The organism is Pannonibacter phragmitetus DSM 14782, from assembly GCF_000382365.1.
Classification (GTDB): Bacteria; Pseudomonadota; Alphaproteobacteria; order Rhizobiales; family Stappiaceae; genus Pannonibacter; species Pannonibacter phragmitetus.
Genome location: NZ_KB908218.1, coordinates 96,558 through 110,172 on the forward strand (window position 1 = coordinate 96,558; position 13,615 = coordinate 110,172).

Below are 13,615 nucleotides of genomic sequence, written 5' to 3' on the forward strand. Positions count from 1 at the left end.
GGTTTTGCGTCTGAAGCCGGAGACGGCAGCCTCTAGCGCCTGCGGGAGGAACTTTGCGCCTCCTCCTCAGGATCTTCAGCCAGCGGGCCTCCTCCTTTGCGCGCGCCCCGGCAGCGGTCCGAGCAATAGAGGACGTTGTCCCAGTCACGGGCCCATTTGCGCCGCCAGGTGAAGGGCCTTGCGCAGGTGCGGCAGGTCTTGACCGGCAGATCGGATTTCTTGCGCATCTTCATGGTCTGCCCTTGCCCTCCTCCTCCGGCAGCAGCAGGCCGAAGCTGAGCTGGGCGGTGGTGTCTGCCGGGCGCTTGCGTCCTCCTCCGCCATCGCGGCCCCGGCGGGTGATGCCGGACTTGCGGCTGCCATGCCGCTCCTGAATGGTGTCAGCCGCCTTGTGAAATTCGCGGTCCTTGCGCAAGGACCAGACCTTGTCCCGCGCCGCCCGTGCAGCCCCCACATGATCCACCACCGGCAGCGGATAGGCCTTGTCCAGAACGGCGCCCGCATTGGGAGCCTTCCACGGCTCATGCAGGAAGGCGTCCGGAATGGCCCGCAGCTCCGGCACCCAGCGGCGGATGAAGCGGCCATCCGGGTCCTGATCGATGCCCTGCTTCACCGGATTGTAGATGCGGATGGTGTTGATGCCCGTGGTGCCGGACTGCATCTGCACCTGAGGCCAGTGGATGCCGGGCTCATAATCGGTGAAACAGCGTGCAAGATGCTCCCCTGGCGTGCGCCAGTCCAGCCACAGGTGATAGCTGGAGACGGCCATCAGCATGGCGCGCATGCGGAAGTTCATCCAGCCGGTGGCAAGAAGCGCCCGCATTGTGGCATCCACAAAGGGCAGACCGGTTTCTCCCTTCATCCAGGCCTCCAGCCGCGCCCGGTCCGGCTCGCGCGGGCGCAGGCCGTCATGGGCGGGATGCAGGTTGCTGACCTCGATGCGCGGCGCATCCTCCAGCTTCTGCATGAAGTGGCAGTGCCAGTGCAGCCGGGCGAGAAAGGAGCTGACGGCGCCGCGCCATGTGGCCGCACCCGGCGCAGCCCCCGCAAGAACCAGCTGGTTCAAGCGGTCTTCCGCCCGCTGCGTAATCTCACGCAAGGAAAGTGTGCCGAAGGTGATGTGTGGCGAAAGGCGGGAACAGGCATCGAAGCCGGAGACGGGGCTCGACATGCCAGACCTGTAGGTCTTGCCGCGCCGGTGAAGAAAGCTCTCAAGACAGGCAAGGCCTGCCTTGCGCCCGCCGGGCTGGCGCTGGGGGCAGAGGTCCGGCGCGAGGCCAGGACCGCCGGCCGGGGGCAGGGGACCGGGATCAATGGTGAGGCCAAGGCTTGCCAGCGGAGTGAGCAGGGGCTCCGGCAGCAGGGGCTTGCGCATGTCATGGTCCCAGCGCGTGGCCCAGCCGTTGCGGCTCGCCAGACGGCGCACCACGCCGGTCTGGCGCGGCTCGTGCCAGGGGATGCCTTCGGCCCGTGCAAAGGCCTTCACCGCCAGATCGCGGCGGAAGGTCCACAGGTTGCCGGTTTCCTCATGCGACCACAGGGCGGCAATGCCCCGCGCCCGGTGCAGCGCGTAAAGCACCGGCACCGCCTCGCCCGTGCGGATGATCAGCGGCTGGCCCAGCCGGGCGAGCGCCTCCCGCAGCTCCTCTAGGCATTCGCGCAGAAAGGCGAACTGGCGGCCGGACATGTCCGGCTGCGACCAGAGCCCCGGCTCCACGATGTAGAGCGGCAGCACGGGCCCAAGGCGGGCAGCCTCGAACAGAGGCTGATGATCAAAGGTGCGCAGATCCCGCTTGAACCAGACAACCTGCAGGCCGGACGGGGAAGAGGGTGTAAGAGCCGTGGCAGGTGCTGGTGGCATGACGGGATCTGGCAAGGGCGTGGTTCGCGTGCTGTCTTTGCCTCTTACGCCAGCCCCCGCGCCAAGGATCAGAGCACGCTGGCGATGGCCCTTGCATCCGGGTCCAGAAGGTCATGCAGGCGCAGGGCGGCCTGACGGGCAAAGCGGGAGGTCACGGCCTTGCGCGTGGCGGCGGCCAGGGGATGGTGCGGAGCCTCGCGCAGGATATCGGCGGCATAGCCATCGGACAGGATCAGTCCGGCTTCTTCCGGGAAGATCTCTGACGGCACATCCACATGGGTGGCGAAATAGAGCCGGTCACAATGGGCGCGGTAGTCCGGCCATTTGCTGTCCGCGCGCAAATCCGCGATGGAGGATTTCACCTCGATGATGATGATCTCGTGCTTCGGGCCCAACGCGATCAGATCCGCCCGCCGCCCGGAGGCCAGCGTCAGCTCGGGCAGGCAGGCATAGCCCTGCAGGCGCATGAGCCGGGCCGCCCCGCGCCAGACCTTGAGCGCCGTTTCGGACTGGCGCCCGTCCGTCAGCGGGTCATCAAGAGCAATGCGGTTGGTATGGGCAAGGTCCAGCGGGTTCATCCCGCAAATGTTCCGCATTTGTTCGGAAAATGCAAGGGGGGCTCCCACTCTGAGGTTGATGACAAACTTTCGACCTCTCCATCGTCATCCTCGGCCTTGTGCCGAGGATCTATACAAATCAATGGCTTGCAGATGGTCGGGACAAGCCCGACCATGACGAAAGAGAAGAATGCCTGCCTTGTCATCATCCTCGGCGGAGTTCCGCTCTTTCTCAGCTTTCCGGCAGGTTGATGCCAAGCTCTCCCGCCAGCGCCAGAACCTTTGCGTCATGGGGCATCTGCACGCCGAGAGACCTCAGCAGCTCCGCCGCTGCCGCCTGTCTGCCAAGATCTGCCATCCAGCGGATGCGGGCGAGCGTCAGGTCCTTGCGCCAGCGCTTGGGCAGGGCGGCAAGGCCGGGATGGCTGGCAATCTGCGCCTCGGCCTGTGTCATCAGGGCAAGGGCGGATTCCAGATCTGCGCGCGCGGCAGCTGCATTCGCCCTGAGGCGCAGGAGGCCAATGTGGTCCGGGGCGAGGCCTGCCAGATGCAGAAGATCTGCTTCCTCGGGCACGGCGCCTTGCGCCAAGAGTTCGGCGGCCTGCGAGAAGCCGGCATAGAACGCGGGCGGCAGCGGCCGCAGCAGATCACGGGCGGCCAGTTCCGCCGCCGGATCGCGCTCGAAGGTACGGATGATCTTGCGGATCACGTTCAGCGCATAGAGGTGGTCGTGGCTGGCGTGACAGGAGGCAAGCTCATGCACGTGGATGCCGGCCATCCCCGGAACTGGTTCTTTGCGGCTTAGCACCCGTGCCGCGCCTGCGGCATCGGCGGCATCGAAATGGCCGAAGTAGAAATGCAGCGGATGAGCGGGCGGGGTTTCCAGCTTTGCGAATTCCGGTGCAAGCGTCAGCGCCTGAGCAGCCGTGCCGGGGTGGGGCAGGCCGTAATCGGCGCTCTGGGTACCGGGCCGTCCGGGCTCGAGCTCCGGGCCGAAGCTGTGGACCTCGCCATCTCCCCGGCGCAAGCCCGCCGCCAGCGCCGCATGGCCGCCCATGGACGAGCCATAGTGGATGATGCGCGAAGGCTTTGCCTGTGCAATGGCAGCATCAATCGCCGCATCGACTGCCTCTGTCTGCCCCTCATACCAGCGCCAGCGCAGGTCATTGAGGAAGAGGCAGGTGTGGCGTGTGTCCATGAACAGCCGTTCCAGCCCGAACCGGCCTTCGGGCACGCGCACCTGCGAATAGACGACGGCCAGAATGCCGCTCCCGCCGCACTGCGGGCCAGATACAAACCGCTGCCGCAGACTTGCCTCGGGCGGGTCTTTCTCAGGTATGGGCTGGGGCATCTGTTCCATAGCCCCGACCCTTGCCCGGGTGATGTGCGGAAGGCAAGCGAAAGGTGGACTGGGAAAGGCCGCACAGAGACCAATGCGCTCTGTCTGGTTTGCGCTAGAGGCTCTCTTTCAGGAATGCGGCAATAGCGGCCTCTAGGGTCCGGTGGATGGCAGCCCGGTCAACTCCTGGCGCATCCTTGCAGATCAGCTCCGCCTCTTCTGCCAAGGCTGGAGGGCACGGGTCAATGAAGACAAAGTGCCGTCCGGGCATGGATAGCTGTTGCGGTGGAGCTGGAAGGTTCTGCGCGAGGGCAAGTGCATTGGCTCCCGAACGCATGTAAAGATCATCTTGCGGGCTGACCAGCATGACCGGGAGTTTCAGATCCGCAAGCGCGCGGGCATCGAACATGATGGCCAGAGGATCCAGCAAGACCAGCGCCTTGAACCGGGATTCAGATGGGGCCTTCCAGGCCTTCAAATCCGCCTGAGCGGACTGTATGCCATCGTCATCCGGAGGACAGGACCCGGGATCACTGCGCCCTGCCGGTGTCTGACAGAAACGCAGGGCGAGCTCAAAATCCGGCTTGGCGCCAGCAACGGTCAGTGCGGTGTATCCGCCTGCGGAAAAGCCGATCACGCCAATCCTGCTAGTGTCTGCATGCGGAGCAATCCGGCTGTCTGCCAGCGCGGCGTCCAGTGCCGCGACGGCTTGTGCCGGGCGGCGTGTCAGGATCAGGGGCAGACTTGCTGACGGTTGGCCGGCGGTATCACCTTGATGGACCAGAGCCACGACAATGAAGCCTTCGCGGGCGAGGCTGGCGGCGAGCTCACGGTGGCTCAGCGGAGCGCCCCCTCGCCCGTGCGACAACAGCACCACAGGAAAACGGCCATCCGCAACTGGGCCATTGCGCGCCGCCCGGATCTCGAACGGGCCCGCCTGCCAAGGCGTTTCTTCTGCGGAGCCCGGGTACCAGACGAAGGCCGTGATCTGGCCGCCCGCTTCCTCACCTGTCACGCGTGTCACACCAGCCTTGTAGGAAGCCGCCAGTGCGGCAGGGCCAGGGAGACTGCTGCACAAAGCGAAGAGCAGCAAAAACAGGTTCCGTGCAAGTGTCATTGATCTTCCGGCATGTTCAGGAAGCTGAGCCGCATGACAAAAAGCAAAGTTGCACGCAAGGTCAGCTCACAGCCCAATGGAGCGTTTGAGGGCCTGACAGGTATCAGCTGCGTCGAGATGATGGCAAGCAGCGACTGCGCCACCTCATTCTTGCGAGAAAGGCGTCTCCTTTATCCGTCACGGCAGAACAATCAAATCTCCGGACCATCCCACAGCGTGCTCATGGCGCGGCGTTTGGGGTGGCGGGATTCGGAGACGTGGGCGGTTTCGGGATCAAGACTGCAAAGGGCGTCATATTGGGTGAGAAACACCTGCCCCGTGAGATGATGGGTGAAGTCAGTGCGGTTCAGCCGGTCCATCACCGGGCCCTTCACCTCTGACAGGTGGAAGGTAACGCCGGAATCCTTCAGCCGCCGGTTCAGCTCCTCAAGGCTTTCGAAGGCGCTGGCGTCGATCACGTTGACGGCGGTGCACATCAGCACCACGTGGCGGATCTGCGGCCGTTCTGCCACCAGTTCCAGGATGCGGTCTTCCAGATAGCGGCTGTTGGCGAAGTAAAGGCTTTCATCAACGCGGAGGGTCAGCACCGTGCTGCCGGTCACCACCTTGTGGCGTTGAACATTGCGGAAGTGCTCCGTGCCCGGAACAATGCCGACGACAGCCATATGCGGGCGGCTGGTGCGGAACAGATAGAGCAGCACCGACAGGATGACGCCCGTGGTGACACCCATTTCCACCCCCACCAGCAGGGTGACGAGAATGGTGGCGGCCATGGCGGCAAAGTCGCTGCGCGAATAGATGAAGGTGCGGCGCAGGGCCGGAAAATCCACCAGCGACAGCACGGCGACGATGATGGTAGCGGCAAGGGTGGCCTGGGGCAAATTGGCGAGAAGCGGCGTCAGGAACAGGGTGGCCAGCGCAATGCCCACGGCGGTATAGGCGCCTGCCGCCGGGGTTTCGGCGCCTGCATCGAAATTGACGACCGAGCGGGCAAAGCCGCCGGTCACCGGATAGCCGCCCGAAATGGCCGAGGCCACATTGGAGGCGCCAAGGCCGATCAGCTCCTGATCCGGCAGGATGCGCTGGCGCTTCTTGGCCGCCAGCGTCTGCGCTACGGAAACCGATTCCACAAAGCCGATGACGGAGATGAGCAGGGCAGGGCCCAGAAGGTCCAGCCACAGCTTTGCGTCAAAGGGCGGCAGCACCGGCGTGGGCAACCCGCCGGGAATGTCGCCGACAAGCTTCACCCCCTCGCTGCCGAGGTCGAAGGCCGCAGCCAGTAAGGTTGTTACGGCGACGGCGGCGACGGGACCGGCCTTGGCGATGCTGTCGGCGAGCCTTGGCTTCAGACCGGCACGGATCAGAAGCGGCTTCAGCCCCCTGCGCACCCAGAACAGGAAGCCGATGGCCGGAATGCCGATGGCAAGTGTGATGAGATTGATCTGGTCAAGACTGGCGGCCAGAGACGAGGTGATTTCCACCAGCGTGGTGCCGCCGCCCGGCACGCCGAGAATATGTTTCAGCTGGCTGGCAGCAATCAGCAGGCCCGAGGCGGTGATGAAACCGGAGATCACCGGATGGGACAGGAGATTGGCGAGAAAACCGAGGCGGAACAGGCCCATGACGATGAGAATGAGCCCGGAGAGGAAGGCAAGCGCAATGGCTGCGCCCAGATATTCCGCCGTGCCCTGCGCCGTCAGTTCGCCCACGGCAGAGGCCGTCATCAGCGACACCACCGCCACCGGTCCGACCGCAAGGGCCCGGCTTGTGCCGAAGATGGCATAGGCCACCAGTGGCAGGATGGAGGCATAGAGCCCGACTTCCGCCGGCAGCCCCGCCAGCAGCGCATAGGCCAGTGACTGCGGGATCAGCATGATCGTCACGATGACTGCTGCAATCAGATCATTGGTGGCCGCCGCCCGGTCATAGGTACGGCCCCAGTCGAGGATCGGAAGATAGCGCTGAAGCCGGTTCATTGGGGGCTCGCTGGAGGGAGAAAACAGACGTGGAGAGCAGTCTTTGGCTGATGCCTCGCAGTCCCCCTCCCCCTTGAGGGCAGGGGGACTGAAACGCTGTGCCGTGAAAGCAAAACGCCCCTTAAAGCCCGTTGACCGGAACCTTGAGGAAGGTCTTGCCGCTTTCGTCTGCAGGAGGGAGCTGACCGGCGCGCATGTTGACCTGCAGCGAGGGGATGATCAGCTTCGGCATGTCGAGTTCGGCATCGCGGGCGGTGCGGAAGGCGATGAATTCCTCGCGGGTCTTGCCGCCGCCCACGTGGATATTATGCGCCTTTTCCTCGCCCACCGTGGTCTCCCACTGGATGTCACGGCCATTGGGGCCGTAGTCGTGGCACATGAACAGGCGCATTTCATCCGGCAGGGCGAGCACCTTTTGGATGGAATCGTAAAGCGTGCCGGCATCCCCGCCGGGAAAATCGGCGCGGGCGGAGCCGCCATCGGGCATGAAAAGGGTGTCCCCCACAAAGGCAGCATTGCCCATCACATGGGTCATGCAGGCCGGCGTATGGCCGGGGGTGTACATGGCAAAGCAGCTCATGCTGCCGACCTGATAGGTGTCCCCGTCCTCAAACAGGCGGTCAAACTGGCTGCCGTCGCGCTGGAACTCCGTGCCTTCGTTGAAGATCTTGCCGAAGGTTTCCTGCACCACGGTGATCTGGCTGCCGATGCCGAGATTTCCGCCCAGCTTGCGCTGGATATAGGGCGCGGCGGACAGGTGGTCGGCGTGGACATGGGTCTCGATCAGCCATTCCACCCTGAGGCCGTTTTCCTCGACGAAGCGGATGATCTGGTCCGCCGAGACATAGCTGATCCGCCCGGCGGCATAGTCGATGTCCATGACGCTGTCGATGATGGCGCAGGCCTCCGAGGCCGGGTCCTTCACCACATAGCTGATGGTGTTGGTCAGCGGATCAAAGAAGGCGGTGACCTCGGGGTTCACCGTCATGTCAACCGGATAGGACTGCGTGCTCATGGTGTTCTCCTGAGGTCTCAGGTCATTTGCCGGATGCCAGCTTCGAATGCATCAGCTTCGGCTGCCTCTGCAGCGTGCCAATGGCACGGGCAGCCAGCATGCCCGCGACAACGGCAGCAAAGGCGATCCACGGTTCACTCTGGCCAAGCCCGAGCGCGGGCACAAGCCCGCCAGGGCAGAAACCGGACAGGCCCCAGCCAATGCCGAAGACGGCCGCGCCGCCGATGAGCTTCGGATCGATATCTTTGCGGGTGGGCACGAGATAGCGCGGGGCCAGCAGCGGTGCGCCGCCCTTGTGGAAGAGGATCTGGTAGCCGATGGCCGTCACAGTCAAGGCGCCACCCATGACAAAGGCAAGGCTCGGATCCCAAGTGCCGGCAATGTCGAAGAAGTTCAAGACTTTGGCCGGATTGGCCATGCCCGACAGCAGGATGCCGAGGCCAAAGACGAGGCCGATCGCAAAGGCAGAGAGAATACGCATGGGTCTCAACCTCCGAAGACGTGGCGGACAAGGAAGACGGTCACCGCGCCGGTGGCCATGAAGGTGAGCGTCGCTGCGATGGAGCGGGCGGAGAGGCGCGACAGGCCGCAGACTCCGTGGCCGCTGGTGCAGCCGGAGCCGAAGGTGGCGCCGATGCCAACCAGAAATCCACCGGCCACCAGCGCAAGTGTGGAAACCGGTACGGAGATCTGCGGCATGCTGCCGGCCGCGGCCATGACGGTGATGGGAGCGGCGATCATGCCGGCGATGAAGGCAATGCGCCAGCCGCGGTCGCTTTCGCCCGAGCCCGGCAGAAATCCGCCCAGAATGCCAGTGATCCCGGCAATACGGCCATGAACGGCCATCAGGACAACGGCGGCAAGGCCGATGAGTGCGCCCCCTGCCAGCGACAGGAGCGGCGTGAATTCGGTTGGCATTCTGACCCTCTCTTCATATGCCTGCAGGCGGCCGGAAACGGCCGCTAGTTTCATACATAGGAAACTAGGCAGGCCATGCCAAGACGTATTTTCAATTAAGTGAAACTATTGAGCCGCCGGGGGCTGGACAGGAACCAGGGTTACGGCCGATCCATCCGGGCGCTGGCGCTCCGTCGCACCCGGCAGCAGCAGGAAGGGATTGCGGTCCGCCGGCGGGGCGGCCTGTTCCGTCTTGGGAGCGGAGAACTCGCCAAGAGGATGCAGGATCTCTTCCGAAATGATGCCGCCCGCATAGAGGGGGCTGACGTCCTCACCGCTCCCGATGACGAAGCTTGTGGGCCACAGGCGCAGCACCTGACGGATGTCGTCCTTCTTGTCCGGCGCATTGCTGTTGCGGATCATCACCAGGGCGGCATAGCGTCCATAATGGGTCCGCGGCAGAGCGGGCAGAACCTCCGCGCTGGTCTGGCCTTCAATGAAGCCGGCCGCAGATCTTACGGTCCAGGCCGGAGCCTTTTGCCAGCCCTCCTGTTCCAGCCGGCGGGCAAGGGTGCCGAGATCTCCGGCATATTGCACGATCAACGGCTCTTCCTCATCGCCGCTGAGACCGACGCGGCGCGGGGCAACGCGGGTCCAGCCGCTGTCGAGCCAATCCGCCTCGTCCAGCACCTGCTCGTTCGGCACGGGGCTGTAGGTGGCAAGGGCTGCAGGCAGGTTGCGGGTGATGTGCCAGCCGCCGAACACCACGAAGGCACTGGCGACAATCGCCACCAGAACGCCCCGGCCCACCTTTTCATTGTGGACATGGCCAAAGACGAAGGCAAAGGCGGCGACCATGGCGGTGCCGAACAGCAGGCCCGCCAGCACATCGCTGGTCCAGTGCACCCCGAGATAGACCCGGGAGAAAGCCATGGTCAGCACATAGATGGCGGTGATGGTGAAGATGCCGGCCTTGGACCAGGCCGAACGCTCATGGGCGACCAGAACGGCAATGATGCCGAAAATGACCGTGGTGACCGTCGTATGGCCGGAGGGAAAGCTGAAGCCATGCACACCGTCACCAAAGGCATTGGGCCGGTCGCGCAGGACGAGAGCCTTCATCAGCGGCACGAACAGCGCCGTTGTGCTGACGGCGATAAGGAAACCGGTGCCCCGGCGCCAGGCCTTGCGGCCAAACAGATAGGCCGCGGCCAGCAGCGCAAAGACGGTCAGCAGAAAACCATCGCCCAGCATGGTGATGGGCACGAGGATGCGGTCACCCAGTGGCGAGCGCAGGCTCTCGAACAGGTTTCGGATCGCCAGATCCGCCTGGGTCAGGCTGTCGCCCGGCGTCAGCTGCGTCACCAGCCAGAAGAAGGCGGGCATGGTGATGATCAGCAGGAGCGCGGATGCCAGCATGCCGGTGGAGCGGGGATGCTGCGGATCGAAAGAGCGGGCCACCCACTGCGAGACCGGGCCGGGACGGCGGGCAAACCAGCCGATGATGGCGCCATGGGTGCCGGCAAACAGCGGCATGATGATCTGGATGAGCCAGCGGCCCAGCATGATCACGACAAAGAGAATGACGCAGAGCACGCCCAGCATCACCGCCAGACGGCCGCTGACCTCGCCGATGGCACTCAGCGCGGTGCCGGCAATGAAGCCGGGTCCGAGGTGCGAGACGGCCCAGGCAATGGCCGAGGTGACGTTGACGAACGTGAAGTACCAGGCGTCCATGCCCACCATGCCGGCGATGCCCGGCACGACGGATTTCACCCCCGGCACGAAGCGTCCGATGAAGACGCTTTTGCCGCCATGCAGCCGGAAGAAGGCCTCGCCCCGCTCCATGATGCTCTTGTAGCGGGACAGCGGCCAAACATTGCGCAGCCGGTCCTTGTAGAAATAGCCGACCCAATAGGAAATCGCGTCACCGGCGATGGCGCCGAGGGTGGTCCATATGAAGATCGACACCGGATCGAGCTTGCCGAGACCGGCGAGCGCGCCCGCACCGACCAGAACCACGGTGCTGGGCACAAAGAGGCCCACAATGAAAAGGGCCTCGCCCATGGCGATGAGGAAGCAGATGAGCCCGGCCAGTTCCGGATTATCTCCGAGGAACGTGACGATCTGATTGAGATACTCGGTCAAGAACGGCTTCCACCTGATCGCAACACTTTAGGCCTCACACGCATGGCTGCAGGGTTCTCGGGCCAAGGCCGCCTGCATATAAGTATCGGCCTATGTGCTCAACAGGTATCTAGCACCAGAAAGTTTCGGCAAGGTGCACGCGGTCTCAGCAAGAGGCAAGAAGCAGCTCCTGCGCCTGCCGGTGCACGGGCGGTGTCTGCTGCGCAAGCGTCTGATCGATGCACCTGCGAATGCGGCGGAAGTACTCGCTGCAAGCCGCAAGGCTTTCCGGACGGCTGTCAGCCTCGCAGGCCGCCACCTGCCACAGGGTGCGGCGCGGGTTGCCCGGCCAGTCCGGCTGATGGCCGCCAGCCACACTGTCCGTCAGTGCCACCACGCGGTCGGGCTGCGGCGCATGGGGCAGCATGAAGATGTCCCAGCTCTTGGGCTCAAGGCCCTGCGCATCCAGGCCATGGTCCTGCAGCAGGCGCCGCACCAGCGGATGCAGTGTGCCGCGCGGATTGGGGCCCGCAGAAAAGGCACGGATCCCCTGCGGCGCAAGGCTGTTCAGGTACGCCTCGGCCAGCGGCCCCAGCAGGGCGTTGTCCGGACAGACGAAAAGCACAGTCGACGGGGTCATTCCAGGCCTCTTCGAATCATCGCCCCTTGGGCGTCTGTTTAGTCAGATGACACTACGGACGTGTGACAGCGGCAGTCCGTGCGATACCTTATGCCGCCGGCCGGTTGGAAGGGTGAATGGCGGGTATCTGCCGGGCGGCGGATTTGACTTGTTCCGCCAAATGCAGGCCGGTTACCATGCGATCTGCAATAAGGGTTGCGGCCGGAGTGCACGTTTTGGCTGTTATGGCAGGAGGAGCGCCATTACAGCCTTTGAAACGGTGCAGACCGGATTTTGTTTCGGGAGGACGGAATGAAATTGAGACATGCCTTGCTTGCCAGCCTGCTGGCGGCGCCGCTGCTGCCTGTGGCAGCCACGGAAAATGTACTGGCCGCAGCAGATTGTGCCGCTGCCGCAACCCTGTTCCCGATTGAGGGGCTTGCGGTGACGGGAAGCGAGGCGGTTGCCCGTGATGCCGCGATTGGCCGCAGCGATGTGTCCCCGGTGGCCCATTGCGTGGTGCGCGGCAAGCTGGATCGGCGCACCGGCGTTGATGGCCAGCCCTATGCCATCTCCTTCGAGTTGCGCCTGCCGGAAAACTGGAACGGCGGTTTCGTACATCAGTTCAATGGCGGCAATGACGGCCGTGTGGTGCCAGCCCTCGGCCAGGTGCTGGGCGGTGACAAGAGCCAGACAGCACTGGGCCGGGGCTATGCGGTGGTCTCCAGCGATGCTGGCCATGATGGTGCAGCGGTGAAGGATGCCGGACTTGCAGGCGGGGCGCGTTTCGGCTTCGATCCTCAGGCCCGCCGGGACTATGGCTATGGTGCCGTCGCGCGGCTCAATCCGGTGGCGTTGCAGATGGTCGAAGCCTTCTATGGCCAGCCTGTACAGCGGTCTTACGGTCTTGGCAGCTCCAATGGCGGGCGCCATGCCATGGTGGCGGCAGAGCGGATGCCCGATGCCTTTGACGGGCTGCTGATCGCCTATCCGGGCTTCAACCTGCCGAAGGCGGCCGTGCAGCATGCCCATGACCTTCAGGCGCTGGCGGCCATTTCCGGCGATATCCGCACGTCCCTGTCAAAGGACGATACGGATGTTCTCGCCAGGGGAATTCTGGCCGCCTGTGACGGGCTGGACGGTCTGACGGATGGTCTGGCGCAGGATATCGATGGCTGCCAGAAGGCCTTTGATGTTTCCGCACTCGCCTGCAAGGCCGGGCAGGAAACCGGCTGCCTGAGCCAGCCAAAGATTGAAGCGCTGAAGACGATGCTGAAGGGACCGCACAACAGCAAGGGCGAGCAGCTTTATGCACCCTGGGTCTGGGATACGGCCATGGCCTCGTCCAACTGGCGCATGTGGCGGGTCAACAGCGAGGCGGAAGCCTTTGCCAATTTGCCGCGTATCGTGGCACTGGGCGCCCCCTCACTGGCGCAGATTTTCACTACTCCGCCCACCCGTGTTGACGGCACGCCCGAGGCGCTGATGGCCTATCTCGCCGCCTTCAACTTCGACACGGATGCGCCGAAGATCTTTGCGAAGACGGATGACTTTCCCGAATCCGCCATGGAGTTCATGACCCCGCCAGGCGCGGACAATCCCGATCTTGCTGCGTTCCGGGCGGCTGGCGGCAAGATTGTCCTGTTCCATGGGGCGGGTGATCCGGTCTTCTCCATTCGTGACACGGATGCCTGGTTCGAACGGCTTTCGGCCAATACCGGCGCCGAGCGTGATGGTTTCATCCGCTACTACCGGGTTGCCGGCATGCCTCATGGGGCCAGTGGCCCGACAGCAGACGGGTTCGACTTTTTCGCGAGTCTGACGGACTGGGTGGAAAAGGACAGGGCTCCCGGTGCGGTGATTGCCTCCGTGACGGATGGCAACAAGGAGGGCATCGCGGCGCTGGGCAAAGTGACACGCAAGCTCTGCCCGCATCCGCAGGTGGCCCGCTACAACGGCAGCGATCCGGCCTCGGCGGAGAGCTTCACCTGTCAGTGAGATCCCGTAATACCAAGGCTTTCGATGCTGACGCATCACGCCTTGAAGATGCTCAAGCGCCGCACGGGCTTAGCCAAGAAAAAAAAGCCCCGGAAGCGGTCTTCCGGGG

12 protein-coding genes are annotated in these 13,615 nt (G+C 64.1%); 1 reads left to right on the top strand and 11 read right to left on the bottom strand.

The genetic code is table 11. The features are described from left to right. Positions 1-32 precede the first annotated feature (32 nt). From H163_RS0108910 to H163_RS23660, 11 genes are all read right to left on the bottom strand, one after another. Positions 33-233, bottom strand: a complete 201-nt coding sequence (locus H163_RS0108910) for a DUF2256 domain-containing protein (RefSeq protein ID WP_019964224.1) — start codon at positions 231-233, stop codon at positions 33-35. Beyond that, a complete protein-coding gene (locus tag H163_RS0108915) occupies positions 230-1,861 on the bottom strand; it encodes an FAD-binding domain-containing protein (RefSeq protein ID WP_019964225.1) in 1,632 nt (543 codons plus the stop codon). Before H163_RS0108915 ends, H163_RS0108910 begins: the two co-directional genes overlap by 4 nt. A 68-nt stretch (positions 1,862-1,929) precedes the next feature. Continuing rightward, positions 1,930-2,439, bottom strand: coding sequence for an MmcB family DNA repair protein (locus tag H163_RS0108920; RefSeq protein ID WP_019964226.1), 510 nt, complete (start codon positions 2,437-2,439; stop codon positions 1,930-1,932). 211 nt (positions 2,440-2,650) lie between these two features. Further along, positions 2,651-3,778, bottom strand: a complete 1,128-nt coding sequence (locus H163_RS23655) for a hypothetical protein (RefSeq protein WP_019964227.1) — start codon at positions 3,776-3,778, stop codon at positions 2,651-2,653. A 94-nt stretch (positions 3,779-3,872) separates the two neighbouring features. Next, entirely contained in the window at positions 3,873-4,874 is a 1,002-nt protein-coding gene (locus H163_RS0108930) for an alpha/beta hydrolase family protein (RefSeq protein ID WP_019964228.1), read from the bottom strand. A 191-nt stretch (positions 4,875-5,065) separates the two neighbouring features. Continuing rightward, positions 5,066-6,850, bottom strand: coding sequence for a SulP family inorganic anion transporter (locus H163_RS0108940; RefSeq protein ID WP_019964229.1), 1,785 nt, complete (start codon positions 6,848-6,850; stop codon positions 5,066-5,068). Positions 6,851-6,971: 121 nt separating this feature from the next. Next, positions 6,972-7,865, bottom strand: coding sequence for an MBL fold metallo-hydrolase (locus H163_RS0108945; protein WP_019964230.1), 894 nt, complete (start codon positions 7,863-7,865; stop codon positions 6,972-6,974). A 22-nt stretch (positions 7,866-7,887) separates the two neighbouring features. Further along, positions 7,888-8,346 carry a YeeE/YedE family protein gene (locus H163_RS0108950; RefSeq protein WP_019964231.1) on the bottom strand — a complete coding sequence of 153 codons (459 nt, stop codon included), beginning with the start codon at positions 8,344-8,346 and terminating at the stop codon, positions 7,888-7,890. 5 nt (positions 8,347-8,351) lie between these two features. After that, positions 8,352-8,783 carry a YeeE/YedE family protein gene (locus H163_RS0108955; RefSeq protein ID WP_019964232.1) on the bottom strand — a complete coding sequence of 144 codons (432 nt, stop codon included), beginning with the start codon at positions 8,781-8,783 and terminating at the stop codon, positions 8,352-8,354. Between the two features lie 105 nt (positions 8,784-8,888). Beyond that, a complete protein-coding gene (locus H163_RS0108960; RefSeq protein WP_019964233.1) occupies positions 8,889-10,910 on the bottom strand; it encodes a bifunctional DedA family/phosphatase PAP2 family protein in 2,022 nt (673 codons plus the stop codon). 145 nt (positions 10,911-11,055) lie between these two features. After that, the gene (locus H163_RS23660; RefSeq protein ID WP_019964234.1) at positions 11,056-11,529 is read right to left on the bottom strand and encodes an arsenate-mycothiol transferase ArsC; all 474 of its coding nucleotides are present in this window, start codon (positions 11,527-11,529) and stop codon (positions 11,056-11,058) included. A 291-nt stretch (positions 11,530-11,820) separates the two neighbouring features. On the opposite strand from H163_RS23660, the gene H163_RS0108970 reads away from it, so the two are divergent. Continuing rightward, on the top strand, positions 11,821-13,506 hold the full coding sequence (locus tag H163_RS0108970) for a tannase/feruloyl esterase family alpha/beta hydrolase (RefSeq protein ID WP_026355649.1): 1,686 nt from the start codon (positions 11,821-11,823) through the stop codon (positions 13,504-13,506). The last annotated feature ends 109 nt before the right edge of the window (positions 13,507-13,615 follow it).

Coding starts and splice junctions, on each gene's coding strand:
- H163_RS0108910 (WP_019964224.1), bottom strand. CDS start 233: ATGAAGATGCGCAAGAAATCCGATCTGCCGGTCAAGACCTGCCGCACC.
- H163_RS0108915 (WP_019964225.1), bottom strand. CDS start 1,861: ATGCCACCAGCACCTGCCACGGCTCTTACACCCTCTTCCCCGTCCGGC.
- H163_RS0108920 (WP_019964226.1), bottom strand. CDS start 2,439: ATGAACCCGCTGGACCTTGCCCATACCAACCGCATTGCTCTTGATGAC.
- H163_RS23655 (WP_019964227.1), bottom strand. CDS start 3,778: ATGGAACAGATGCCCCAGCCCATACCTGAGAAAGACCCGCCCGAGGCA.
- H163_RS0108930 (WP_019964228.1), bottom strand. CDS start 4,874: ATGACACTTGCACGGAACCTGTTTTTGCTGCTCTTCGCTTTGTGCAGC.
- H163_RS0108940 (WP_019964229.1), bottom strand. CDS start 6,850: ATGAACCGGCTTCAGCGCTATCTTCCGATCCTCGACTGGGGCCGTACC.
- H163_RS0108945 (WP_019964230.1), bottom strand. CDS start 7,865: ATGAGCACGCAGTCCTATCCGGTTGACATGACGGTGAACCCCGAGGTC.
- H163_RS0108950 (WP_019964231.1), bottom strand. CDS start 8,346: ATGCGTATTCTCTCTGCCTTTGCGATCGGCCTCGTCTTTGGCCTCGGC.
- H163_RS0108955 (WP_019964232.1), bottom strand. CDS start 8,783: ATGCCAACCGAATTCACGCCGCTCCTGTCGCTGGCAGGGGGCGCACTC.
- H163_RS23660 (WP_019964234.1), bottom strand. CDS start 11,529: ATGACCCCGTCGACTGTGCTTTTCGTCTGTCCGGACAACGCCCTGCTG.
- H163_RS0108970 (WP_026355649.1), top strand. CDS start 11,821: ATGAAATTGAGACATGCCTTGCTTGCCAGCCTGCTGGCGGCGCCGCTG.